Here is a 24,584-nt window from a genome sequence, read left to right as displayed (position 1 = left end):
TGGGATTCACGGCCTGTCAAGCAATACCAATGGCGATAAGCCCCAAACCGCGCAATCTCTAAGTCGTGACACTCTGAACACGATCTGGAACCCCTAGGCCAGCGGATCCGCGAGGTCGCTTCGGTCAGCGTGCCCCTGGTCGCTGGCAGTGAAGTTTCGCTGCTGACCGGGTGGCTGATACGGAAATCCAGGGGTAGTACGACACCATCGAGCTGTCCGTTATGGGCCTGGGCCAGATTTACTGCATCTGCCTGACATGGCTGCTCCGGCGCCGCCGCGATCGCCAACAAGTTGCCTCAGAGATCAGCCTCAAGGTCTGAGGAGTTCTCCAGGCGCGGGTCGTCGATAAACGGAACAACCATGACCGGACCTTCAGCCTTGAGCAGGACTCCGCGAGAGACAGATCCGAGCATGGCACCTGAGAAGCCACCTCTGCCGTGCGTACCAAGGACGGTCAGTTGAGCAGAAGCAGTAGCCTTGCTCAACACCGCAATGGGGTCTCCGGGGATCAGCGAGATGGTCACATTCAGTGAAGGGAAGTACTGGCTCAGCCACTGTGTTTCCTGCTCCAGGAAATTCTCAAGTTCCCCTCTTCGCCGTTCGAGAAGTTCGCTGTCCTTCAGCTCTGGGTACCACAGGAGAGTCCCTGGGAGGGGGAGAGCCATCGTCATTTGTAGAGAGGTCTCACGATCCTCAGCGGCCTGTGCTGCCTGCAAGAGAGCGGCGCGGCTCTCGCGAGACTTGTCCACGCCGACCACCACCGCGGTATCAGCCTGAACAGGTGAGAACTCCGCTTCACCAGATGCTTCTCCGGTCGTGTACTGCTGAGGAACGACCACTGTCGGGCATTCTGCATGTCCTGGTAGTGCTGCGGCGACGGAGCCTAAGATCCGTCCCAGAAACCCGCCTCTGCCTCGAGCGCCTATAACAGCCAACTGGGCTGATGGTGAGAGGCCCACCAGGATGCCCGCGGCGTCTCCTGACTCTGCCCGGAATGAGACCTCGCCTGAGTAGTCGCGCAGGTATTGACGTGCCTCGTCCAAGAGTCGTTCAGCAGCATGGTACTTCGCTTCTGACTCGGGGTTCTCCGGCACGGAGGCAAGGGGCGAGTGAACCGAGGGGGAGACGCTGTAGGCGCTGACGACTGTCAGTGCAGTGTTGCGTCGTCGTGCTGCTCGGGCCCCGTAATGCAGTGCTGCGGTGCTCGATGTCGAGCCGTCGAAACCGACGAGGACGCCCAAGTGCCGATCTGCTGAGTCAAAGGGGACATTGGCCGGTGTGGCGTGAACGTCTTTGTTCATGACAACCTCTTCTCTGGGGTCACCAGGTAACTGGATTTCCCTGGTGGGGTGTGTCTTCATCATATGTTAAGGTTCCACCTCAGGACAGGTACTTCTGCCCTCCATCACGGATTTTCTACAAGTTGTAGAATCAGTCCGTGACCTCAGACAGACGGCGGATGTCCGCTCGTGCTCGCCTCGCGCGGGGAACGCTCGCTGCCTTGGTGGCTGTGGGGTCTGCGGCGCTGGCCCATACAGCGGCTGGTCATCATTCGCCTCACCTTGTTGTGGTGGTGTTGGCCTTGGCGGTGAGCATCCCGGTATGCGTGCAGCTGTCCGGCACAGCGCTGAGTCGAGGCCGTCTGGCGGCGGCTGTGCTGAGCAGTCAAGTGATACTGCATGGGCTTTTCGCCCTGTTCCCCGCATCAACTGTCGTCCCTTCTGGCCTGCCAACCGGGGGTCATGCCCACCACCACGGATCCCTGACCAGGGAATCCTTCTCCGATGGGGTTGGCACGGCTCATGCTGACGGTCTCTCGCAGCACGGGGATCACTCTGTGTACTCTCTGGCATCGCCGACCGACTCGGCGATGGTGTTGGCGCACCTGTTCGCTGCGCTGGCCGCATTCGGCCTACTCCGCTTTGGCGAGACGCTAGCTTATGCCATCGTCGAGCTGCTCAGGATAGTACCGGCGATGAGGCTGCTTGATCTCGGTCCCATCGAACACACGCCATCTCCGCGGGCTATACCCTCCGCCCGAGGCACTGAGAACGTCCCCCCAACGTGGCTCGGATCTGGTCCGCGCAGCTTGCGGGGACCACCTGTACTCGTGAAGCAAACACTCAGCACCTTTAGTCCACTTCACGAAAAAGGATGTTCCTTCTCATGCACGCAACACACAACGCCCCTGCCTCACTGCGTCTCGGAATCGCGTCATTAGCCGCTATTGGCCTCGGTGCAGTCGCTTCTGCTCCCGCGTATGCCCATGACACTTTGATCGATTCCAATCCGCAGGCGGATCAGGTTCTGGAAGAGCCTCCGCATGAAGTAGTTCTCGAGTTTTCAGGGGATGGCCTGACAACCGGCGACTCAATCACCAATGATATTTTGGTTCTCGATTCTGATGAAGAGAACTGGGCTTCCGAGGAGCCTGCTGAGATTGACGGCTCCACAATGCGCACAGACATCCCGGAGCCATTGCCGAATGGTGAGTACGAGGTTCGATACCGCGTGGTCTACTCCGACGGCCACGATGAAGAGCTCGGATTCAACTTCGAGGTTGACGCCCCGCTGGCTGAGGGTGAGGAAGACGCAGCCCTGGCGGAACCACGCGATGCGGACGCCACGGAAGAGGCAGCCGATAGCACGGAGACAGCTGAGGCAACGCCAACGGAAACAACAGATGACAGTGCCGATGCGCCCGATTCGAATGCCGAAGATGCGTCCGGGCAATGGGGAGGGCCTCTACTCTGGGCTGCGCTCGCCGTCGCACTGGCTGGGGTAGCCGTTGTCGCATGGTTCGCCGTCCGACGCCGTAACCGTGGCTCTACGAAGAGCTGAGCCAGTCCACACCTGAATCAGTCCAAGGGCTCCACCACTGCAGCAAGCCGCGTGCTTCCCAGGCGGGTGATGACCAGTGTGATGTGTGTGGGGGAGCCCTTGGGCTTTTTCGGCAGGATCTGCTGGCGGAGAAGCTCTGGTACAACATCGACTCCGCGTTTTTTAATGTCGACGCTGGTCACCTGCTGTGCCGCACACCATTGTTTGAGTCGCTTAGCGGAAAAGGGAATCACTTCCACGACTCGAAAGCGACGCGCTAGCGGTGATGGTGTGGGGTCCGGATCCTCATCGCTGCAGAAATAGGCGATGCGCTCATCCAGAAGTCGCCCACCGACCTGCTCGCAGAGTTCCGCCACCAGTCCAGAACGAATGACTGCTGGGTCCGGCTCCCACAGCACTCCGTGCAGTCCGCCCGGACCAGCGGCCGAGACTGTGATGCTCTGACCGAAGTCCGCGGCAGAGGACAGTTCGACCGCCGTGCTGGGGCTCGTTTCCTGTGCCGGCGAGCCTGCTTGCGGTGGGTTCCCCGGTGGTGTGCTCAGTACTGTCGCCGCTCGCCGCACTCCGTGCCGCGCGAGGCCGTTGAACCACAGCGTGACCTCCACCAACTCCCCGTTGACGCTGACCCACTCGGCTTCGCATTCAGACGGTATGAGCTCATGGGGGATGCCGGGGCCCAGTTTGACGCCGAGCGGTACCCCGGTGGCAGCCAGTTCCGTCACAAAGCTCAGTGGCGGACTGAACTCCTCCGGGTCCCACAGACGCGACTGCTCAGTACGCCGCGCTGGGTCCAGCCAGACTCCCGTTCCACTGATGCCCTCCGCGAGAAGGTGGTCTGCCGCCCACTGTTCAGCGGTTGTATGTATCACTTGTGCCTCGGGGAATGGCCGCAAGTTCATCAAAGCCGCCGCGGCTGTCGTCTCATCGGCCTCCAGCGCTGTGACCTGCAGACCAGCTGAGGCGAAAGCCAGAGAGTCCGCTCCAAGACCGCAGCCCATATCCACCACATGTGACACACCAGCGTCTCGGAAACGGTGGGCATGGCGGGCCGCGACCTGCAGTCGGGTGGCCTGTTCCAGTCCATGCTGCGTCAACAGAAGCTGTCCGGCAAAGTTCCCGAACTTGGGTCGGGCGTCTCTTCGGAGACGAAGTTGGGTGAGTACGGCGGCGACGGTCTGAGGATCCCACCCCTGCTTGCGGAGTGTGAGGTTCGTCTCCTGGGCGGTCTTCTGGTCATACGCGGGAAGGGAGTTCAGCAACTCCCACGCCTCCCGGGTGAGCACAGGTTTCAGCAGGTTTTCGGCGGCATCAGGCACACCTCCACGGTATCCGAAGGCGGTGGAATGCTCCCTGTCACACAGTGATCACATCTTGCGCCGGAATAGGCGACACTGTAGCTTCTAATCGGCTTAGGATAGGCTAAGTTGAATAATCATCAGGAGGGTATTCCTTTAATGTCACTCGACACCACTTCCGCAGATATGCGTCCTCGCCCACTGCGTCTCTTCTCTGTGGCTGCTATCGCCACACTCACACTTGCAGCATGCGCCGGTGACGACGGCGCTGAGGCCGCCAGCACTGACGAGAACAGCGACAACGGCACCGTGACCATCGAAGACGACCACGGCAGCCACGAGATCAACACCGACGAACTCGACTCCGTAGGCGCGTTCGATAATCGCCTATTCCGCACCTTGGAGGACCTCGGCGTGGAACTCACCGTTGCACCACGAGCGCTCATGCGTGAAGGTGTCCACGGGTACGCCGATGATGAAGACATCCTCGATACCGGAATACACCGCGAGCCCAACCTAGAACTCATTGTCGCGGCGGAACCGGACCTCGTCATCACCGGTCAGCGGTACATGGAATATTACGACGAGATGGCATCCCTGATCCCAGAAGACAGCACCATTCTCCAGTTCGATGAAGCTCTGGAGACTGACGACTTCTTCACCGGATTGGCCGATGTCACCACCACTCTTGGAACGATCTTCGACGCCGAAACAGAGGCCGAAGAGCTCACAGGCGCTCTGAAAGACGCAACCGACCGAGTCGAAGCAGCCTACGACGGCGATTCCACTGTGATGGGACTCGTGACATCTGGAGGAGACATCAATTACGCCGGACCTCAGTCCGGTCGGGGAGTCTCCCCGGTCTTCCAGGAGTTCGACCTAATCCCAGCCCTGGAGGTTGAAGACGAGTCCAGCGATCACGAAGGAGACGGCATCTCCGTTGAGGCCATCGCCGATTCCGACCCCGACTGGATCATTGTGTTGGACCGCGACGGCATGAACCCTGAGGACCCTGAGTACACCACCGCGCAGGAGTTGATCGCTGAGTCTCCAGCACTCCAGCAGGTCTCGGCCGTCCAAGAAGGCCAGATCGTCTACATGCCTCAGCACATGTACTTGACGGAAGACATTCAGGCATACACGGAGTTCCTCAACGACTTCGCTGACGCCCTGGAGAGCGCCCAGTAGGGATGATGACCAGTAGCCTGCGCCACAACCTCGCGGACATAAGCCGCGATATCCTGGTCGAGAATCGCCGCTCACCCAAACGCAGACTCTGGACGCCTGCGTTCGTTGTAGCGATCGTCCTCACGGCCGGACTGCTGGTCCTCTCGCTTCTCACCGGACAGTTCGATGTCTTCGCAGACGACGGCTTCTGGATGTTCGGCATCACGCGGGTGCCCCGCACTGCGGCCTTGGTCCTCGCTGGAGCTTCTATGGCCATGTGCGGGGTCATCATGCAGCTGTTGACCCAGAACCGGTTCGTCGAACCCACCACCACAGGGACGACCGAGTGGGCAGGCTTGGGGCTGATTCTGGTGATCTGGCTGGCACCATCAGCCAGTCTTTTCGCCAGAATGTCAGCCGCGACCGCCATGGCGTTCATCGGAACCATGGTGTTCTTCCTCTTCCTTCGGCGCGTATCACTGAAGTCGAGCCTCATTGTGCCCATTATCGGCATCATGATCGGTGCAGTGGTCAGTTCTTTCACCACCTATCTGGCGCTGGCCACGGATTCACTCCAGACCTTGGGCATCTGGTTCCAAGGGTCTTTCACCGGAGTTATTCAGGGGCGCTATGAACTGATGTGGATCGTCGCCGGCGTCACCGTTCTGGTGTTTATTGTGGCCGACCAGTTCACTGTTGCGGGGCTGGGCAAGGATATGGCAACCAATGTGGGGCTCAACTACACGGTGGTGCTCTTCATGGGTACCGCAATGGTGGCGGTGGCTACCGGTGTCACCGCAACAGTCGTGGGGGTTCTGCCCTTCCTGGGCCTGGTGGTGCCCAATATCGTCGCACTGATGCGCGGTGACGATCTCCGCAGCAATCTTCCGTGGGTCTGCCTGGTCGGCATCTCTCTTGTCACCGCATGCGACCTCATTGGCCGCACAATCATCGCACCCTTCGAAATCCCTGTCTTCATGGTGCTGGGAGTCGTCGGCGGTGTGGTGTTCATCGGTCTGCTGTTGCGTCAGCGCCGCAAGGGAGGGCTGGCCACGTGATGTTCAAGACTGCGTTTCACCTGCCTGAACAGCGTCATTCGGGCCCCCTGACGGATAGCAAACATCTGCGCACCTATGCCGTGCTGGTGACGATTCTGGCGCTGCTTTCTACCGGCTTCACGGTCGGAATTCTGCTATGGGACAACCCAACCGAGCTCTTCTCCGACGGATGGTGGCTGATAGTCGGCATGCGGAGGGACTCCTTGCTCACCATCGGACTGGTGGCGCTGTGCCACGCTGTGGCCACCATCGCATTCCAAACGGCAGTGAACAACCGGATCATCACCCCAGGAATTATGGGGTTTGGTTCTCTGTACACCCTGATTCAAACCGGCACAGTTTTCCTGTTCGGCGCTGCAGGCGTCAACGCGCTTGTTGGTATCGGGCCGTTCTTCGCGCAGATGGCGGCCATGATGCTGCTGGCTACGCTTCTCTACACATGGCTGCTCAGCGGCAAGTTCTCCAATGTGCACATCATGCTGTTAGTAGGTGTGGTGCTCGGTGGAACGCTAGGGTCACTGTCTAATTTCATGCAAAGGATGCTGGAACCCTCAACCTTCGACGTGCTCACCGCCCGGCTCTTCGGGAACATATCCAACGCGCGCACCGAGTACCTCCCTTATACCGTCCCGATCGCGCTGGCAGTCGTCGTCATCTTCTGGATGTGGGCGCCGAAGCTCAATGTCATGGCCTTAGGCCGCACCACGGCCCAGAACCTGGGTCTGAACCACAAAGCCGAACTCATCAAGATCCTGGCCTTGGTCTCCGTCCTCATCTCCCTGGCCACCGCGTTGGTGGGCCCCATGATGTTCCTGGGCTTCCTGTGCGCCATGCTCGCCTATCAGTTCGGTGACACCTATTCGCACCGCCTGCTGTTTCCGCTGGGCGCGCTTGCCGGATACACGGTGCTTTCCGGCTCGTACTTCATCCTCCGGCACGTCTGGGACGCAGGCGGCGCCGTGACGGTCATTGTTGAACTCATTGGAGGAGCAGTCTTCCTCTACTTCATTCTCAGAAAGGGCCGCCTGTGATTACTCTGACCGATGTTCAGAAGGACTACAGCAGCAGTGTTCAGATTGGCCCGGTGACCACCAAAATTGAGGCCGGTGGGATCACCGCACTGGTAGGTCCCAATGGCGCGGGCAAGTCTACGATCCTCACCATGATCGGGCGCCTGCTGGATATTGACTCCGGGCAGATCACGGTGGCTGGTCACGATGTGGTCAACACTCCGTCCAAAGCTATTGCCCGCGTCCTGTCGGTGCTGCGGCAGGAGAACCACTTCGTCACCAGGCTCACGGTGCGTCAACTGGTGAGCTTCGGCAGGTACCCGCATTCGCGGGGCCGGTTGACCCTGGGCGATGAACGCTTCATCTCTGAGGCCATTGACTTTCTCAACCTCACCGACCTGGAGAACCGCTACCTGGACCAGCTTTCCGGAGGCCAGCGCCAGCGCGCCTATGTGGCCATGGTGTTAGCCCAGCAGACGGACTACGTGCTGCTGGACGAGCCGCTGAACAACCTGGACATGCAGCATGCAGTGCAGATGATGAAACAGCTTCGGCGGGCCGCCGATGAGCTCGGCCGCACTATTGTGATTGTGCTCCACGACATCAACTTCGCCGCCCACTACTCGGACAGAATTCTGGCCATGAAGAACGGGAAGGTCGTCCAACACGGCACCCCGGCAGAAATGATGCAGGACCACGTGCTGTCCGAAATCTTCAACACCGATGTCACCGTCATCGACGGACCCAACGGGCGCCTAGCCGTCTACTACTGAAGGTCCACACCCGCAAGGTCTAGGGAAAAAGCATCCAGACGACGCCGCCGGCGCTGGAACCACTGACCACAAGGAACAGAAACAGCCACAGCCAGGCAGGAACGGGCAAGAGCCTCCACGCTTTGGCCGCCTGGGAGGCGTCGGTGCCTACCACCGCCGCTGCGGAGCGGGACCGCGACGTTAGGTGCACACGGCACACATCCAGAGTGCCGCGCACACCTGAGAGCGCATAGAAGACCCCGAGCGCGACCACGGTGTAGCCGACAATCTCAGGATCGTTGTGCCACCAGATCAGAGCAGTACTGAGCACCGCGAGCAGGCAGGAGAGGATGCCGACAGCATTGCGCGAAAGTAGCAGCGCCAGCAGGAGCACGGCCTGGTAGACCGTCAGCGCAGCCCCAGAGTGGCCCGAGGTCGCCAGCCACACCATGCCAAGAGCCAACAGCCCCGGTGCTGGGTATCCGGCGAGGAACGTGACGAGCAGGCCCGGGCCCTGGGCACGGCCCCGGGAGACTGTCACCCCAGAAGTATCAGAGTGCAGCTTGATGCCCGAAACCCGGCGTCCTGTCACCCAGGCGGCGAGTACGTGTCCCATCTCGTGGATGATGGTCGAGGCTTGGCGAGCGACCCGCCATACGCCGGGGACCGCTGTGAGCACAACAACCGCAGCGACGATCAGTGTGACCGCTTCAGGGCTGGGGGAAGCCTCAACGCCCCAGCGCTCTGCGACGGCACCGGCAGCCGAACGTGCGTGCTCAATCACGTGCGGGAAGCAGTTCCATCAGCGCACCTTCATCGGTCGCGATCCACACGGCTCCATCGGGGGCTTCCTCCACGGCACGAATACGATCTCCCATATCCCACTCCTGGACCGGTTCGGCGGAGTCACCGTCGAGCTCTACCCGCACGAGGTTCTGACCCGATAAGCCGCCCAGGAGCGCACTGTCCTGCCATTCGGTGAATAGGTCACCTTGGTAGATCATGAGGTTGCCGGGAGATATGGCCGGCACCCAATATGCTCTGGGGGCCTCAAAGTCATCATCATCGGAATGGTCAGGGATATCCCCACCGCCATAGTGAACGCCCATCGACACCTCGGGCCACCCATAATTTGCGCCCTCGAGGATGAGGTTGAGCTCATCGCCTCCCTCGGGGCCCATTTCTGAAGACCACAGGTTTCCCTGACTGTCTGTGGCGATACCTAAGGGGTTTCGGTGGCCGATGGTGTAGAAGTCTGCCGCGGCGCCACCCTCATCAGCAAAGGGGTTGTCTGCGGCAGGCTCGCCGTCCAGTGTGAGTCGAACGATCGTGCCGAGATTGGACTCCATATCCTGCGCCGGGTTCAACTCCTGCCGGTCGCCTGAGGTGATGAAAAGGTGATCATCGTCAGCTTGCATCCGCAGCGCAAAGTGTCCGTTGCCGGATGCCGGATCCTGCTGCCATATCTCTTCAACATCACCCAGAGACGCGTCATCTACGTCCAGCTCCGCACGTCCCACAACTCCCTGTGCGCCCCCGTCCACTGAGCGGACCCAACTGAGGTAAATCGTCTGATCCTCCTCAAAGGTGGGGGATGCGATCACGTCATGCATGCCTCCCTGGCCAGCGGAGTCGACTGCTGGGGCGCCGCTGATCTCGCGCACCTCACCGGAGTCCTGGTCGCGGAGCATCAGGCCACCGGTACGTTCGGTGATGACAAGATGATCTGTGCCGGGCAGGAACTCCAAAGCCCACGGCGCGTCGAACTGCTCATGTTCTACCGCGTCGAAATCGGTTGTGGGATCCTCAGTGCCTTCAGCGGCAGTCTCCGTATCCGGATCCGAGGTGGCAGTTTCACCGTCGGTCGGACTGTCGGAGGCGCAGCCAAGCAGCAGCAGGAGGAAGGGCGTTGACGCTAGTGTGAGGGCCTTTCGCATAGCCATGACCCTAACGTCTCATGCTTAGCAGATGCTTAGTCAGGGATCGTGGCCAGTACTTCGCCGGCCTTGAGACTGCTGCCGGGTTCGATCTTCAGACCCTTAACTTTGCCTGCCTTATGGGCGGTGATGGGTTGTTCCATCTTCATCGCCTCCAACACGGCAACCAGGTCGCCTTCCTGCACCTTGGTGCCGTTCTTGACCGCCACTTTCACCACGGTGCCCTGCATGGGGGAGGTGAGGTCGTCACCACTTGCCGCAGCTGCCGCTGCTGAGCGGTTGCGCCGTTTCTTCTTGGGGCCTGACGGGCTGTTTCCGATCAGCTTCCCCGCGGAGAGTGAGGCAGGGACATTAACGCGAACCCGTTTGCCGTTGACCTCCAGAACAACTTCCTCACGTCCTTCGGCCTCGCTCGCATCGGGGTGCGCGGTCAGGGCGTTGAACGGAGCGATGTCGTTGTGGAATTCGGTCTCGATCCACCGGGTATGAACACTGAACTTACTGGCCCGGGGCTGACTCAGCTCAGGAGCGAACGCTGGATCTTCCACGACCTTGCGATGGAAGGGTAGGACAGTCGGCATGCCCTCGATGGTCATCTCCTCCAGTGCACGCTTGGCGCGCTGGAGCGCCTGGCGCCGGTCAGCTCCAGTGACAATGAGCTTCGCCACCATGGAGTCGAACGCACCAGAGATCGTCTCACCCGCTCGTACCCCAGAGTCGACCCGCACACCCGGCCCGGTGGGGAGGTCAAAGCGTTCAAGCCGCCCTGGCGCCGGCATGAAGTTCCGGCCGGCGTCCTCTCCGTTGATCCTGAACTCAAAGCTGTGACCGCGTGAGGTGGGGTCGTCGTAACCGAGCTTCTCTCCCCGAGCGATCCGGAACTGTTCGCGTACCAGATCAACTCCGGCGACCTCCTCTGTCACCGGGTGCTCCACCTGGAGACGAGTGTTGACCTCAAGGAAGCTGATGGTCCCGTCGGCGCCGATCAGGAACTCGCAGGTTCCCGCCCCGGTGTAACCGGCCTCCTTCAAAATGGCTTTGGAGGACCTGTACAGCTGGCGGTTCTGCGCCCGGGTCAGGAAGGGAGCTGGGGCTTCTTCGACAAGCTTCTGATTGCGGCGCTGCAGTGAGCAGTCACGGGTGGAGACGACGACGACGTGGCCGTGCTGGTCAGCCAAGCACTGAGTCTCCACGTGGCGCGGTGCGTCCAAGTACTTCTCAATGAAGCACTCTCCACGGCCGAAGGCCGCAGTGGCTTCACGGACTGCCGATTCGTAGAGTTCGACGATCTCATCATGTTCTCGGACCACTTTGATGCCCCGCCCGCCGCCTCCGTGGGCGGCCTTGATGGCGATCGGCAGTCCCTGTTTCTCAGCAAAACGCAGCACTTCCTTGGCGGATGCCACCGGCTCTTTGGTGCCCGGGGCTAAGGGCGCGCCGACCTTCTCCGCGATTTGGCGGGCTGAGACTTTATCGCCCAGACGTTCGATCGCTTCGGGGCGGGGTCCGATCCACACCAGTCCAGCGTTGATGACTGCGCGGGCGAATTCGGCGTTCTCTGAGAGGAATCCGTATCCCGGGTGGACAGCATCGGCTCCGGTGGCCTCTGCGGCGGCCAGGATTTTCTCAGCCACGAGGTAGGAGTCTGCCGCGCTGGACCCACCTAGGGCGTAGGCCTGATCCGCGAGGGCCACATGAACGGCCTCCCGGTCCGGATCGGCGTAGACCGCTACAGTCGACAGGCCCTCGTCACGGGCGGCGCGAATAATGCGCACCGCGATTTCGCCGCGGTTGGCGATGAGCACCTTGGAAAAATTGGTCATTGTCAGCTCTTGCCCTTCGCTTCCGCATTCGATGGGTATTTGTGCCCATATTTTTGCCTGAAAACCGCCTGAATTGTGGTCATTTCTCGCCGCCGTCGGTGGGCCGAATGGAATAGTCACCTAAATTGTGACCTAGATTGTCCAGAAGCCGCCCCACAGCTGCGGGCGAGATCCCGATGACCGCATCGCGGTCACCGTCCACCCGCTCAATGAAATCTGCGGCTCCACCTTCAAGCGTGAACGCGCCAGCGCAGTGAAGAGGTTCGCCCGTTTCAACGTAGGCGCGAATCTCGCCATCGGTCGGGTGTCCGAAGATCACATCGGAGGACACCGTCTCTCCAGCTGCGTTGAGTTCGCGGGTGGCTCCGGTGGGGGCTGAGCCGAGGATGTACTCCAGTCCTGGTTCTGACCACCTGCTCTGCTTCGACCTTGGGTCCTCCGTGGCGTCGACCAGCCAATGCCCGGTGTGCAGAGTCCCGGTGTTTCCGCGCATGAGCTTCCATCGTTCAACGGCTACGTCCACCTCGTAGGGCTTCCCGTAGGTGGTGCCGCCTAGTTCGAATACTGAGTCGCAGCCGATGACCAGGGCACCCCGAGCCTGTGGGCTGGAGGCCACATCCTCTGCTTTGGCCCGGGCCAGCAGCTGGGCTTCCTCAGCAGCGCTGAGCGGACCACCCGCCTCCACTGCGGAGGCGACGACGGCGGGTTCGTCCACTGTGGAGACCACTACCTCAAAGTCCACGCCGGCGTCGGTGAGGATCATTCGGCGGCTGGGGGAAGCTGAGGCAAGCACAAGGCGTGGCCGTCGGCTCCGTGCTGCGTTCATCGCATGCCTCCCGAGGCCTGGTTCCAGGATGCTGGCCCAGGTCTTCCCCAGAGACCGTGCTGGTCCTGAGCGAGCCGGTGCTTACGTTGAAGTCTCCGGTCCCAAGGCCCGGTGCCTCCAGCATCACTGAAGTGCGGCTCGGAAGACGCCAAAGTGGCGAGTACTGCCACCACGGCGGCCATTTCCTCCTCGAGGAGCTCCACCCCGTCGATGGGCAGAGTCTGGTCCGCCGGGGTGTGCGCACTGTCAGGTGAGCTCGCTGAGGAGGCCGAAGGCGGCGTCGTTGTCCGTTCTAGGTCATGTGTCATAGGACTAGAGCGGGATGTTTCCGTGCTTCTTGGCAGGCAGTGATTCCCGCTTGTGATATGTCGCGCGCAGGGCCTTTCTGATCTGCCACCGCGTCTCAGCAGGTTCGATCACCGCATCGATATAGCCCAGCTCGGCCGCCTGATACGGGTTGAGGAGGGCAGCCTCATAGTCGTCGATAAGTTCCTGGCGCCGGGCTTCAACATCCCCGCCCTCTTTGCCGATGCCGATCAGTTCGCGCCGGTGAAGAATATTGACAGCCCCCTGGGCGCCCATCACGCCGATTTGGGCGGTGGGCCACGCCAAATTGATGTCCGCGCCGAGCTTCTTGGACCCCATCACGATGTACGCTCCGCCGAAAGCTTTGCGGGTGATCACCGTGATCTTCGGGACAGTGGCTTCCGCATAGGCGTAGAGGAGTTTGGCTCCGCGGCGGATGATGCCGCCCCACTCCTGGTCGGTGCCCGGAAGGAATCCGGGAACATCCACCAGCGTGAGGATAGGGATATTGAACGCGTCACAGAATCGGACGAACCGGGCAGCCTTTTCGGAGGCCGCGATGTCCAGAGTTCCAGCCAGCTGGCTGGGCTGATTGGCGACCACGCCCACCGAGCGCCCACCGATGCGGCCCAGACCGATGATCATGTTCGGGGCGTAGAGGGCCTGCAGCTGGAGGAAGTACCCGTCATCAACCAACTGTTCGACCAGCTCGGTCATGTCATAGGGCGCCGAAGCGGAATCAGGCACCAAGATGTTGAGGGCTTCATCGGCTGCCTCAATTTTGGGCCGCTCCTCGAAGGGCTCCACAGGTGCCTCAGCGAGGTTGTTGAGTGGGAGGAACTCCAGCAGTTCCTTGGCGAACTCGATGGCGTCTTCCTCATCGGCGGCCATATAGGTGGCGGTGCCGGTGGTCGTGTTGTGCGACCTGGCCCCGCCGAGGGCTTCCATGTCCACGTCTTCCCCCGTGACGGACTTGATCACATCGGGGCCGGTGATGAACATGTGGGACGTCTTGTCCACCATGATCACGAAGTCCGTCAGCGCAGGGGAGTAGGCGGCACCGCCGGCAGCGGGGCCCATGATGAGGGTGATTTGCGGGATGACCCCGGAGGAGTGCACATTATTGCGGAAGATGTCGGCGAACATGGCAAGCGATGCGACACCTTCTTGGATACGGGCACCGCCGCCGTCGTTGATTCCGATCACGGGGCAGCCGTTGCGTGCGGCGAACTCCTGAACTTTGACGATCTTCTCTCCGTTGACAGCGCTCAGTGAGCCGCCGAAGACCGCGAAATCCTGGGCGTAGACAGCCACCATGCGTCCGTCGATCGTGCCGTAGCCGGAGACGAGACCGTCACCGAGGAGCTTTTTCTTCTCCATACCAAACGCGTGAGTGCGGTGCACGGCCAGGGCGTCGAACTCCACAAAGGAGTCCTCATCCAGCAGCATGTCGATCCGCTCCCGGGCGGTGTGCTTGCCCCGGTTGTGCTGCTTGGCGATGGCTTCCTCGCCGGCCGGCGCAAGGGTCTGGTCACGACGACGGCGAAAATCTGCGAGCTTGTCAGCAGTGGTTTTCGGCCGTGAGGCACCGAGTGGTGAATTGTCCATAATGGGCTATCAGGCGCTTTCGTCGTCGTGCTGTACGGGTTCCACAAACTCTGCGTCAGTCTAATGAGCGAGCAGTCCGTTGCGGATGTAGGGACCCTACAAAAACTGAGGTCTTCCAACATTACAGTTAACAATGATTGCTACTGGTGAGTAAGCTGTGATCATGACCACAGAAGCTCTGGCATCCAAAACAGTCCTCATCTCCGGTGGCAGCCGCGGCATCGGCCACGCCATCGCCGTCAAGCTCGCCGCAGCAGGCGCGAACATTGTCCTGGTGGCCAAAACCGACCAGCCACATGATTCGCTTCCGGGAACCGTCCACACAGCGGTGCAGGACGTTGAAGACGCCGGAGGCACCGGGTTGGCCGTGGTGGGGGATATCCGAAACGATGACGACGTCGCCCGCGCCGTAGCAGCCGCAGCAGAGCGTTTTGGAGGGATCGACGCCGTCATCAACAACGCCTCTGCCATTGACCTCAGCCCGGCTGAGCACCAGAACATGAAGCGCTACGACCTCATGCACGACATCAACGCCCGCGGCACGTTCGCGCTGTCCAGCGCCGCCATTCCGCATCTGCGGGCGAGTGCGCAGCAGGAAGGCTGGAGGCCGAAGATCCTCACACTGTCACCGCCGCTGAACCTTGACCCGGCGTGGTTCGGCAAGCACCTGGCGTACACGATGAGCAAATACGCCATGTCCATGACCACGCTCGGACTTGCCGCAGAACTGGCCGATGCGGGCGTGTCCGTCAACTCCCTCTGGCCGGCGACGCTGATCGAGACTGCCGCGCTGCGGAATATCCCGGGAGGAGAAAAACTTGCCCGAGGTGCCCGAAAACCGGAGATCGTCGCCGACGCCGCCAGCGCCCTGATCACCGGGGAAGCAGACTGGGGTACCGGTCAATTCCTCACCGATGAGCAGGTACTGACCTCGGTCGGCATCACTGACTATGACCGCTACGCTGTGGACCCCTCATCAGACCTCGTGCCTGACATCTTCCTCTGAGACTGAGACTGAGACTGAGACTGAGACTGAGACTGAGTCCGCGGCCTGCCGGCAGGGTCGTTGAGTCGTAGCTCCTTCACCAGGGAAATGCCTAGCAGCGCCGCGATCACGGTGAACGGCACGGCTGAGAGTATCGCCGCCTGCTGAAGCGCCTGGAGGCCGCCCACGCTCAGCAGGACAACAGCGCAGGTGCCGGTGAGCACGCCCCAGGTTCCCAGGACCGGGCGGCTGGGGGTCATGGAGCCTCGGGAAGACAGCACGCTGAGTACGAACGTATTCGAGTCGGCGCTGGAGACGAAGAAGAGCACCACCATCAGGACGGTCAGCACTGAGGTGATGGTGGCCAGCGGCAACTCACCGAGCAGGGCGAAGAATGTCACATTTGGTGTCCTCCACTGTGTCTGCGCCGATGCTCGATCCGCCGGACATGGTCAGGTCGATCACCGACCCGCCAAAGATAGTGAACCAGGCGCTGAAGACCAGAGTGGGCACTCCCAGCACGGCAATGACGAACTGGCGGATGGTGCGCCCCTTGGAGATCTTCGCGAGGAAGATGCCCACAAAGGCTCCCCAACTGAGCCACCAGGCCATCATGAAGTAGGTCCACCACTGCATCCACTCCAGATCCTCCGGAGTCCCCGGGGTGTGGAGGGCGACCATGGGGAACTCTGAGATGAACTGGCCCATGGACCGGAAGTACAGGTTAGTGACGAAGCTGGTGGGGCCCGCGACGAGCACATAGACGCCGAGCGCCGCGGCGGCAAGCATGGTCGTTTGGCTGACCCATTTGATGCCCCGGGAGGCCCCAGACACTGCCGAGAGAGTGAAGACCACGGTGATGGCGCCGACAATCACGATCTGCACAAAGAGGTCGGAGGGTATCCCGGTGAGGCTGTTAACTCCCTCGGCGATCTGCGCGGCTCCCAAGCCCAGTGACGTCGTCGTACCGAAAAGCGTGGCGATCACGGTGAAGATGTCGATGAGCTGCCCGGCCCAGCCGTCCATGCTTTTTCCGAGCACAGGCCTCAGCATGGGCGAGATCAGCCCGGTGTTGTGCTGGCGGTGCGTCGAATACGCAATCGCCAGGCCAAACACGCCAAACAGCGCCCAGGCGTTGGGCCCCCAGTTGAGGTAGGAGAACTGCATCGCGCGCACAGCAGCATCAGTGGTCTCCGGTTCAGCCAGTCCATGGGGAGGGTTCATGAAGTGACTCAGCGGCTCCGCTGGACCGTAGCTGATCAGGCCGATGCCCATCACCGTGCCGCAGATCATGGCGATCCACGCCCAGGTGCTAGGGAAGCCCACAGTACAAAACAGATCACCACCAGGACAGAGACAGCGAAGACTCCGCTGGGGCGGTTTCGGCGCTGCCGGGGCTGCTGGGTGGTCATGTTCAAGTGCTCTACACATCCTTGAATCCGCGAACGAGGCCGCGGCTCACTGGCCCAGCGCTTTGATGACTGTGGCTGACGTGGATGAGCACATGCATCATTGAGCCAACCGGAGACTTTACACGGCGACACCGAGTGAGTGAGGGCGGACAGCTGAACCTGAAGAAGCGCGTCCCGACCAGTAGGTTGGGGATATGTCAGACACGCGCCCCGCTCAGCTCGACGACGCTCTCCTGCAACGCCGCCTTGTGCAGACGGGGCTCTACGCTCAGGTGCTGCGGGTGGACAGCACTGGGTCAACCAATGATGATCTGCTCCACGCCGCTGCTGAACCTGACGCTCACCGGCGCTGGCCCAATATGACAGTCATCACAGCCGAGGAGCAAACAGGGGGCCGCGGGCGGCAGGCCCGAGTCTGGTCCTCACCTGCAGGGTCATCACTATCGACATCCCTGCTTCTGCGTCCCGACATCCCTGTGACACAGCGGCATTGGATCACCCTGTGTATCGGGGTGGCGCTTGTCCGCGTATTGCGGGACCGGGATATCCCGGCCGCCCTCAAATGGCCTAATGATGTGCACGTTGAGGGCAAGAAGATCGCCGGAATCCTGTCGGCTATCCCCCCTCAGGACCCAGCTGCGCTGGTCGTCGGCTGCGGAATCAATGTGCTGCTGACGGAAGATCACCTGCCAACGGAGAATTCCACATCAGTCATCCTCGAGTTGTCCCGCGCAGGTCAGGAACCGCCTATGCCCGGCACAGCGGCCGGTGCCCACTTGCGAAGCACTCTGCTGTGCGACTGGCTTGAAGAGGCAGCCGCGCTGCTTCAGACAATCCAGCAGCACGGAAGTGTTGAGCCGGTGCGGGAGCAGATCATCTCCACCATCAGCACCATTGGGCAGCAGGTACGCGTGGAACTGCCCGGCGGCACAGCAGTTCGGGGAGAGGCTGTGGGAGTCGAGTACGACGGCGCGCTCACAGTTAACGTCAGGATGCGGCGTCGTACTGTTCTTGATCCGGATGCTGGGGGAGGGGCAGATGATCTCTGGGTGGATGAACCCACACTCCGGCGGGAATCGTTCCACGCAGGAGATGTGGTGCACCTCCGGCCAGTCGGAGGTCCCGCGTAGACTGATAACCCCATGTGGCGCAACAACGTTCAGCTTAAGGAGGTGCCTCAGGGATGCTGCTGAAATTGGTAGATGGAGAACAATCCATCATTCGCACCCGCGCGCACCACCGTGCCCTGATACCAGCTGCGATCAACCTGTTGGTGACCATCGCGCTGCTCAGTTTTCTGCTGGGCTACTTCACCCGGGACACTCAGCCGGCCTTCATCCAGCACTACAGCCACATCGCAGTCTTTCTCATTTGGACAGTGGGGCTTCTGGTAGTGGGCGTGGGCACCGTGAAACCGCTGGTGACATGGCTCAATCGGCTGACCTATCTGACCACCGAGCGGATTGTGCAGAAGAACTTCATCGGTGCTCCCCAGGCCAGAGTGATTCCACTGGCCTTGCTGAACCAGCATGAGATGCGTCAGTCGGCCATGCAGGAAATGGCAGGAGCAGGTGACCTGGTGCTCATCCACGGGGCCTACGGCCAACACCAGCGCACCAAAATCCGCGATATGCCGGATGTTGAGCGTTTCAACAGAGTCTTGGCCCAAGAGCTCGGAGATTACAGGCGCCGGGCCCAGGCCAGAGCCGCGGCCGCGCAGCACGCCCAGCAGGCTGCCGGCTTCAGAGGCGATGTCCATGGTGCCTCCTTCGGAGGTGGACGTGCCTGACGCAAGGGAACGGGCACGTCAGCGCGACTTCGGTGCCAACCGCTATATGGATGATGAGACCGCCGAAGTGCCCCGTCCGGGAGATGATGACAACTACACCGCTGAGGAGCTCGCTGCCGCCCGAGCTGACTGGAGCGACTTCAATCTGCCGCGCTCGACCCTGTCGCGGAACGCAAATCCACAGCCGAGCCCAGTTCCTGGCCGCGGGTTCGTGCCGGAGGCTGATTCCTCTGACCTGAATGACCCATCAACACTGCAGACCCACGCCGATGGGGCGGCCGCAACCGCGCCGATCCCCACTCCAAGTTTCGAGGAACGTGAATGGCACCGGAACATCCGGGACTTAGAACACCGTCTCCTCGGGGCGGAGCGCTCGCTGACCTACCGTGAGATGGCCCTTCGGATGGGAGTCTCCACCCACGCTGCCCGGAAACTGTGGCGTGCATTGGGCTTCCCCAACCTCGATGAGGATGTGAAGGCGTTCACGGAGGCTGACGCGGAGGCACTTGCCCAAATGGTTAACCTGGTCCGTCAGGGGTACCTCAACCAAGAGACGGCGATCTCGCTGACCCGTTCGGTCGGGCAGATGACGGACCGGATGGTGGTGTGGCAGATCGAGGCCCTGGTGGAGGACAAGATCGCCAATCAGGAACTCTCCGATGCTGAAGCCCGCAGTCACGTCTTTGAGACGCTGCCAGCACTGATTGATCCGCTGCACCAGCTCATGGGATACGCCTGGCGCCGTCAGCTCTCCGCAGCTCTGCAACGGCTCACCGTCAGGGTGGAATCAGGTTTGGCGTCATTGGATCGAGGCCGGGAGGCCTCAGGGTCCGAACCGTCTCGAGACGATGCGCCGCTGCCGCTGGCCCGTGCTGTCGGGTTCGCAGACCTGGTCTCCTACACCTCATTGTCGCGGCAGATGAATGAGCGCACATTGGCTCATATGGTTCAGCGCTTCGAATCCAAATGCGCGGAGATCATCTCCATCGGCGGAGGGCGCCTGGTCAAAACGGTGGGCGATGAGGTCCTGTACAACGCTGAGACCCCCGAAGCCGGGGCGGAGATCGCTTTGGCGCTTTCGGAATCCATCGCCGCAGATGACGTCCTGCCTGAGGCGCGAGTTTCTGTTGTGTGGGGGCGTGTGCTGTCCCGGATGGGTGACATTTATGGGCCAACGGTCAATCTGGCTGCCCGCCTGACCTCCCTGGCCGATCCCGGAACCATTCTGGTGGACTCATCGACAGCTGAGGCCCTTGAGGTGAGTCAGGACTACCTCTTGGTGCCGCAACCGCCGCGCCTGGTCCGCGGATTCGGAGAGGTTGCTCCCAGCATGCTGCTCCGGGCCGGCAGAGGAGGAATTGCGATTGATAACAGTTAGAGCACGCCATTATCACGGAGTGATATCGATTCGTGACAAGATGGTCCAGTGGCAATGAGTGCAGAGTCAAGCGAGAGCAATGCGGTGCCCTACGTCGACTACGGGTACGGCTCCCATGTGGGGCTGCGACGCGAGCTCAACGAGGACTCCTTTGTGGTCACCGACCGGCTGTTCGCCGTCGCTGATGGCATGGGCGGACACGAAGCAGGGGAGGTCGCTTCCTCGCTAGCCGTCCAGGCACTGGCTGAGGGCTGGGAGGCCCACTCCGGCCGGGTCGGAGAGCCAGAGCTGGAGAAGTTTCTCGACGACGCTGATCAGCGCATCCGTGAAGCCACAGACTCCAAAGCCGGAACAACCCTCTCAGGGGCTGTCGTGGTCGAAGCAGCTGATGACCACACGGGTGAAGACACTAATGGGCAGTGGCAGTGGTTGGTCTTCAATGTAGGAGACTCCCGCACCTATCTGCTCAACGACGGCGCCCTGATCCGCCTGACGCGGGACCACTCACAGGTTCAAGAATTGCTCGATTCTGGGATGATCACCGCTGAGGAGATGCATTCTCATCCGCACCGCAACGTCATCACCCGGGCCCTAGGCGCGGGGGACATGTGGGGCGCTGACTTCAGCAAAGCGACCGTCCAGCCGGGTCAGCGTCTGCTGATCTGCTCCGACGGTTTGACCGGGGAACTCACTGATGACGATATCGCTCAGATCCTCAACGCCGGGCGCAATGTCCAAGACACCGTCGATTGGCTGATTCATCAAGCGCTCCGCCAGGGTGGCCGAGACAATGTCACGGTGGTCTTGGTGGACGTCAAGAGTCGCTGACTCATTAGACTGATCCCCGGTACCTGACTCACTACAACTCTCAAGGGAGCTTCATGTCTGAGATCTCGCGCGCTGACGTCGAGCATCTTGCCACACTTGCCCACATTGCCATGACCGATGCTGAACTGGAAAAGATGACCAGTGAACTCGGCGTGATCGTGGATTCCGTCAAAAGAGTCCAGGAAGCCGCTGGCGAGGATGTGCCCCCCACATCGCACCCGCTGCCGCTGACCAACGTGTTCCGCGAAGATACTGTGGGGCACGTTTTCACCGCTGAAGAAGCACTGGCCAGCGCACCGGACTCTCAGGACTCTCGATTCAAAGTTCCAGCCATCCTGAGTGAAGGCGACGACGCGGTCCCTAGCGGTGCTCCACAGGAAGAAGGGGAACGCTGATGGCACTCACAACAGATGCACTTATTCGACTCACAGCTGCTGAGATGGCGGCGAAACTGCGAACTGGTGAGATTACCTCCGTGGAGCTCACCCAGGCCCATTTGGACCGCATAGCGGCAGTCGATGACACCATCCACGCCTTCCTTCATGTCGCGGCAGATGAAGCCCTGGAGACTGCGGCCTCGGTGGACGCACTCCGCGCCGCCGGTGGTGCTGAAGCCGAGTCGCTGCATCCACTGGCTGGGGTACCGATCGCCATCAAAGACCTCATCGTCACGAAGGGTCAGCCCACAACGGCTGGTTCGAAGATGCTTAAGGGTTGGATGAGTCCCTATGACGCGACCGTGGTGGAGAAGGTTCGCGCGGCACGTATGCCAATCCTCGGGAAGACGAACCTGGATGAGTTCGCTATGGGCTCCTCCACCGAGCATTCAGCCTATGGTCCTACTCGCAACCCGTGGGACATCACCAGGATCCCTGGCGGTTCCGGAGGCGGGTCGGCAGCAGCAGTGGCGGCCTTTGAAGCACCTCTGGCACTTGGCACCGATACCGGCGGCTCAATCCGCCAGCCCGGAGCCGTCACCGGCACAGTGGGCACCAAACCAACCTATGGCGGAGTCTCCCGCTATGGAGCCATCGCGATGGCGAGCTCCTTGGACCAGATCGGCCCTGTGGCTCGAACTGTGGAGGATGCCGCACTGCTGCACGAGGTGATCGCCGGGTATGACAAGAAAGACTCCACCTCACTGTCAGAGACCGAATACCCAGAAGGGAAGATCCCTACCTTCTCTTCGGCTGCCTCCACCAAGACGGCGGCAGGTCTGCGCATCGGTGTGATCAAACAGCTTCAGGGTGAGGGATATCAGTCCGGTGTTCTCGCCCGTTTCCACGAGGCGCTTGATCAGCTGCGTCAGGCCGGAGCGGAAATCGTCGAGGTCGACTGCCCAAGTTTCGACTACGCCCTGGGTGCCTACTACCTCATCATGCCCTCGGAGGCATCAAGCAACCTGGCCCGCTACGACGGGGTGCGCTACGGTACCCGCGTTGTTCCGGAGGAGGGGCCGCTGACCATTGAGCGCGTGATGGGAGCGACCCGGGCCGCGGGCTTCGGTGAAGAAGTCAAACGACGCATCATCCTGGGCACCTATGCGCTGTCGGCAGGCTATTACGACGCCTACTACGGCTCTGCTCAGAAGATCCGGACCCTCATCCAGCAGGACTTTGATGCGGCGTTCGAACAGGCCGACGTTCTTATCTCTCCCACCTCACCCACCGTGGCGTTCCCGCTGTGGGAGAAACTCGATGACCCGCTGGCAATGTATCTCAACGACATTGCCACGATCCCCGCAAACCTGGCCGGGATTCCCGGAATCTCTGTGCCGGGAGGGCTGTCCGAAGGACTACCCGTCGGCATCCAATTTCTGGCACCAGCCAAGGAGGACGCCCGCGTCTATCACGCCGCCGGGGCGCTTGAGCAGCTGCTCAACGACACCTATGATGCGCCTCTGTGGGCGCAGATTCCCGCACTGGAGGAGGTCACTCGATGAACACCACAACCCAGGCCGATATGGACGCCGTCGAGCCCCTCGGCTTCGAGGACGCCATCGAGGCCTTCGAACCAGTGATGGGCTTCGAGGTTCATGTGGAGCTCAACACCGCCACAAAAATGTTCTCCTCGGCGCCTAACGCCTTCGGGGATGAGCCGAACACCAATGTCAACGAAGTCGACTTGGGCATGCCCGGGACTCTTCCGGCCGTTAACGGCAAAGCGGTGGAATCGGCGATCAAACTGGGCTTAGCTCTGAACTGTTCCATTGCAGAGCACTGCCGGTTTGCCCGCAAACAGTACTTCTACCCAGATACGCCCAAGAACTGGCAGACCAGCCAGTACGACGAGCCCATCGCTTTCGACGGTTATCTCGACGTGGAGCTCGACGACGGCGAGATATTCCGAGTCGAGATCGAACGGGCCCACATGGAGGAGGACGCAGGAAAGCTCACCCACGCGGGAACTTCCGGCCGCATTCAGGGCGCCGACTACTCCTTGGTGGACTACAACAGGGCCGGCGTGCCGCTGATTGAGATTGTCACCAAACCGATCACCGGTGCTGGCAGGCGCGCTCCAGAGATCGCGCGTGCTTATGTTTCCGCCGTCAGAGACATTGTGAAGGGTCTCGATATCTCTGATGCGCGGATGGAGCGCGGCAACGTGCGCTGTGACGCCAATGTCTCGCTCATGCGCCCAGGGGCGGAAGCCTTCGGCACCCGTTCAGAGACCAAGAACGTGAACTCACTGCGCGCCGTTGAACACGCGGTAACCTACGAGATTCGCCGGCACGCAGGGATCCTCTCAGCAGGTGGGTCAATTGTGCAGGAGACCCGCCACTGGAAAGAGGACACCCGAACCACCAGTTCAGGCCGTCCCAAGTCTGATGCCGATGACTACCGGTACTTCCCCGAACCTGACCTGGTGCCAATCGTGACCACTCCAGAGTGGGTTGAGGCGCTCCGAGCAGAGCTGCCAGAACCGCCTGCACAGCGCCGACGTCGCCTCCGTGAAGCCTGGGGGTACTCGGAGGCCGAGTTCCGTGACGTGATCGCCGCCGGGCTGCTGGACGAGATCGAGCAGACCGTGGCGCAGGGCGCTTCACCTGCAGTAGCGCGCAAATGGTGGATGGGTGAGATCTCCCGGCTCGCAAACGCCCGCGGGGTAGATCCAGCTGCATTGGGTGTGGCACCTGCGACCATCGTGGAGCTCAACCGCCTGATCGAGGGCGGAACGATCAATGACAAGATCGCCCGCCAGGTCTTGGAGCACCACGTCGATGGAGAGGGCTCACCGGAGGACATTGTGAAGAGCCGCGGACTCGAGGTGGTCTCCGACGATGGCGCACTCACTGCCGCTGTTGAGAAGGCTATGGCGGAAAATCCGGATGTTGTGGAAAAGGTTAAAGGCGGGAAGCTCAAAGCCATTGGTGCCCTCATTGGGCCGGTGATGAAAGAAACTCGTGGACAGGCAGATGCCGGAAAGGTCAAGGAGATTGTTCTCCAAACCCTTGGCATGAATCCCTAGGAATCTTTGGCTGACCTGGTGGTACGCCGTCTTCTCGTCGAAAATGGATGGGCAGGCGGCGTACTTTTTTGCCCAGGAGCAGGCATGTCGAGACGAAAATG

The 24,584-nt window shown here is 61.1% G+C and carries 23 protein-coding genes; 13 read left to right on the top strand and 10 right to left on the bottom strand.

What is annotated here, in order from left to right:
* Positions 1-296 precede the first annotated feature (296 nt).
* Complete coding sequence (locus FEF26_RS13465) at positions 297-1,364, bottom strand: universal stress protein (protein ID WP_243730594.1); 1,068 nt, start codon at positions 1,362-1,364, stop codon at positions 297-299.
* Positions 1,365-2,166: 802 nt separating this feature from the next.
* Between FEF26_RS13465 and FEF26_RS13460 the strand changes: the two genes are divergently transcribed.
* Entirely contained in the window at positions 2,167-2,841 is a 675-nt protein-coding gene (locus FEF26_RS13460) for a copper resistance CopC family protein (protein WP_166433043.1), read from the top strand.
* 17 nt (positions 2,842-2,858) lie between these two features.
* On the opposite strand, the gene FEF26_RS13455 is transcribed toward FEF26_RS13460, so the two are convergent.
* Entirely contained in the window at positions 2,859-4,157 is a 1,299-nt protein-coding gene (locus tag FEF26_RS13455; protein WP_138254054.1) for a THUMP-like domain-containing protein, read from the bottom strand.
* Positions 4,158-4,295: 138 nt separating this feature from the next.
* Between FEF26_RS13455 and FEF26_RS13450 the strand changes: the two genes are divergently transcribed.
* From FEF26_RS13450 to FEF26_RS13435, 4 genes are read left to right on the top strand one after another with little or no spacing between them, the layout of a single operon-like run.
* Positions 4,296-5,324 carry a siderophore ABC transporter substrate-binding protein gene (locus FEF26_RS13450; protein WP_243730593.1) on the top strand — a complete coding sequence of 343 codons (1,029 nt, stop codon included), beginning with the start codon at positions 4,296-4,298 and terminating at the stop codon, positions 5,322-5,324.
* Between the two features lie 5 nt (positions 5,325-5,329).
* Positions 5,330-6,361: an ABC transporter permease gene (locus tag FEF26_RS13445; RefSeq protein WP_138254059.1), complete on the top strand. Its 1,032-nt coding sequence runs from the start codon at positions 5,330-5,332 to the stop codon at positions 6,359-6,361.
* Positions 6,361-7,392: an iron chelate uptake ABC transporter family permease subunit gene (locus tag FEF26_RS13440; RefSeq protein WP_138254058.1), complete on the top strand. Its 1,032-nt coding sequence runs from the start codon at positions 6,361-6,363 to the stop codon at positions 7,390-7,392. Before FEF26_RS13445 ends, FEF26_RS13440 begins: the two co-directional genes overlap by 1 nt.
* A complete protein-coding gene (locus FEF26_RS13435; RefSeq protein WP_138254053.1) occupies positions 7,389-8,144 on the top strand; it encodes an iron ABC transporter ATP-binding protein in 756 nt (251 codons plus the stop codon). The genes FEF26_RS13440 and FEF26_RS13435 overlap by 4 nt, the downstream gene beginning before the upstream one ends.
* Before the next feature lie 19 nt (positions 8,145-8,163).
* On the opposite strand, the gene FEF26_RS13430 is transcribed toward FEF26_RS13435, so the two are convergent.
* The 6 genes from FEF26_RS13430 to FEF26_RS13405 form a co-directional block, all read right to left on the bottom strand.
* The gene (locus FEF26_RS13430; RefSeq protein ID WP_138254052.1) at positions 8,164-8,907 is read right to left on the bottom strand and encodes a M50 family metallopeptidase; all 744 of its coding nucleotides are present in this window, start codon (positions 8,905-8,907) and stop codon (positions 8,164-8,166) included.
* A complete protein-coding gene (locus tag FEF26_RS13425; protein ID WP_138254051.1) occupies positions 8,900-10,060 on the bottom strand; it encodes a PQQ-dependent sugar dehydrogenase in 1,161 nt (386 codons plus the stop codon). Before FEF26_RS13425 ends, FEF26_RS13430 begins: the two co-directional genes overlap by 8 nt.
* A 35-nt stretch (positions 10,061-10,095) precedes the next feature.
* Positions 10,096-11,883, bottom strand: coding sequence for an acetyl/propionyl/methylcrotonyl-CoA carboxylase subunit alpha (locus FEF26_RS13420; RefSeq protein WP_138254050.1), 1,788 nt, complete (start codon positions 11,881-11,883; stop codon positions 10,096-10,098).
* A 79-nt stretch (positions 11,884-11,962) separates the two neighbouring features.
* Positions 11,963-12,709 (bottom strand): Maf family protein, encoded by a 747-nt coding sequence (locus FEF26_RS13415; RefSeq protein WP_138254049.1) that lies wholly within the window; start codon positions 12,707-12,709, stop codon positions 11,963-11,965.
* Positions 12,706-13,017 carry an acyl-CoA carboxylase subunit epsilon gene (locus FEF26_RS13410; RefSeq protein ID WP_138254048.1) on the bottom strand — a complete coding sequence of 104 codons (312 nt, stop codon included), beginning with the start codon at positions 13,015-13,017 and terminating at the stop codon, positions 12,706-12,708. Before FEF26_RS13410 ends, FEF26_RS13415 begins: the two co-directional genes overlap by 4 nt.
* Before the next feature lie 4 nt (positions 13,018-13,021).
* A complete protein-coding gene (locus tag FEF26_RS13405) occupies positions 13,022-14,623 on the bottom strand; it encodes an acyl-CoA carboxylase subunit beta (RefSeq protein WP_138254047.1) in 1,602 nt (533 codons plus the stop codon).
* Positions 14,624-14,786: 163 nt separating this feature from the next.
* Here FEF26_RS13405 and FEF26_RS13400 point away from each other — a divergent pair, with 163 nt between their 5' ends.
* Positions 14,787-15,629: an SDR family oxidoreductase gene (locus FEF26_RS13400; RefSeq protein WP_138254046.1), complete on the top strand. Its 843-nt coding sequence runs from the start codon at positions 14,787-14,789 to the stop codon at positions 15,627-15,629.
* Here FEF26_RS13400 and FEF26_RS16285 read toward each other — a convergent pair.
* Entirely contained in the window at positions 15,581-16,009 is a 429-nt protein-coding gene (locus FEF26_RS16285) for a BCCT family transporter (RefSeq protein WP_279536496.1), read from the bottom strand. The two genes, FEF26_RS13400 and FEF26_RS16285, sit on opposite strands and share 49 nt — an antisense overlap.
* Positions 15,984-16,934 (bottom strand): BCCT family transporter, encoded by a 951-nt coding sequence (locus FEF26_RS13395; protein WP_279536495.1) that lies wholly within the window; start codon positions 16,932-16,934, stop codon positions 15,984-15,986. Before FEF26_RS13395 ends, FEF26_RS16285 begins: the two co-directional genes overlap by 26 nt.
* 280 nt (positions 16,935-17,214) lie before the next feature.
* Here FEF26_RS13395 and FEF26_RS13390 point away from each other — a divergent pair, with 280 nt between their 5' ends.
* The 7 genes from FEF26_RS13390 to gatB all read left to right on the top strand — a co-directional run bounded on the left by FEF26_RS13390 (position 17,215) and on the right by gatB (position 24,483).
* On the top strand, positions 17,215-18,150 hold the full coding sequence (locus FEF26_RS13390) for a biotin--[acetyl-CoA-carboxylase] ligase (protein WP_138254045.1): 936 nt from the start codon (positions 17,215-17,217) through the stop codon (positions 18,148-18,150).
* Between the two features lie 53 nt (positions 18,151-18,203).
* Positions 18,204-18,809, top strand: a complete 606-nt coding sequence (locus FEF26_RS13385; protein ID WP_138254044.1) for a hypothetical protein — start codon at positions 18,204-18,206, stop codon at positions 18,807-18,809.
* A gap of 160 nt (positions 18,810-18,969) precedes the next feature.
* Entirely contained in the window at positions 18,970-20,187 is a 1,218-nt protein-coding gene (locus FEF26_RS13380; protein WP_424991745.1) for an adenylate/guanylate cyclase domain-containing protein, read from the top strand.
* A gap of 54 nt (positions 20,188-20,241) precedes the next feature.
* Positions 20,242-21,015 carry a PP2C family protein-serine/threonine phosphatase gene (locus FEF26_RS13375; RefSeq protein ID WP_138254043.1) on the top strand — a complete coding sequence of 258 codons (774 nt, stop codon included), beginning with the start codon at positions 20,242-20,244 and terminating at the stop codon, positions 21,013-21,015.
* Positions 21,016-21,068: 53 nt separating this feature from the next.
* Positions 21,069-21,410 carry an Asp-tRNA(Asn)/Glu-tRNA(Gln) amidotransferase subunit GatC gene (gatC, locus tag FEF26_RS13370; RefSeq protein ID WP_138254042.1) on the top strand — a complete coding sequence of 114 codons (342 nt, stop codon included), beginning with the start codon at positions 21,069-21,071 and terminating at the stop codon, positions 21,408-21,410.
* The gene (gatA, locus tag FEF26_RS13365; protein WP_138254041.1) at positions 21,410-22,957 is read left to right on the top strand and encodes an Asp-tRNA(Asn)/Glu-tRNA(Gln) amidotransferase subunit GatA; all 1,548 of its coding nucleotides are present in this window, start codon (positions 21,410-21,412) and stop codon (positions 22,955-22,957) included. Before gatC ends, gatA begins: the two co-directional genes overlap by 1 nt.
* 20 nt (positions 22,958-22,977) lie before the next feature.
* Positions 22,978-24,483: an Asp-tRNA(Asn)/Glu-tRNA(Gln) amidotransferase subunit GatB gene (gene gatB / locus FEF26_RS13360; protein ID WP_138254056.1), complete on the top strand. Its 1,506-nt coding sequence runs from the start codon at positions 22,978-22,980 to the stop codon at positions 24,481-24,483.
* Positions 24,484-24,584: the final 101 nt, after the last annotated feature.

Origin of the sequence: Nesterenkonia salmonea (assembly GCF_005771525.1) — a bacterium.
Classification (GTDB): Bacteria; Actinomycetota; Actinomycetes; order Actinomycetales; family Micrococcaceae; genus Nesterenkonia; species Nesterenkonia salmonea.
Note: the sequence above shows the minus strand (reverse complement) of the source record. Positions and strands in the feature narration are given on the sequence as shown.